This is a genomic window from Halomonas sp. ND22Bw, assembly GCF_003011945.1.
In the GTDB taxonomy this organism is placed as follows: Bacteria; Pseudomonadota; Gammaproteobacteria; order Pseudomonadales; family Halomonadaceae; genus Halomonas; species Halomonas halophila.
Genome location: NZ_PXWD01000486.1, coordinates 1 through 323 on the forward strand (window position 1 = coordinate 1; position 323 = coordinate 323).

General features: G+C 68.7%; 1 protein-coding gene. It reads left to right on the forward strand.

The genetic code is table 11. The annotated features are described in order from the left end of the window. A partial coding sequence (locus CVH10_RS19055; protein WP_146143085.1) for a PAS domain-containing protein occupies nucleotides 1–323 on the forward strand: 323 nt, incomplete at both ends.

Below are 323 nucleotides of genomic sequence, written 5' to 3' on the forward strand. Positions count from 1 at the left end.
GGGCCCGGACGGGCGCGCCATCGCGGTGGTCAAGTTCGCCACCGACATCACCGCCGAGAAGATGCGCAGCGCCGACACACTGAGTCAGATCGAAGCGATCGACCGCTCGCAGGGCGTGATCGAGTTCGCCCTCGACGGGACGATCCTGAAGGCCAACGCCAACTTCCTGAGCCTGGTCGGCTATACCCTCGCCGAGGTGCAGGGCCAGCACCACCGGATGTTCGTGGACCCGCAGGACCGGGACTCGGCGACCTACCGCGCCTTCTGGGAAACCCTGGGCCGCGGCAGCTTCCAGACCGGCGAGTTCCGCCGCGTCGGACGGG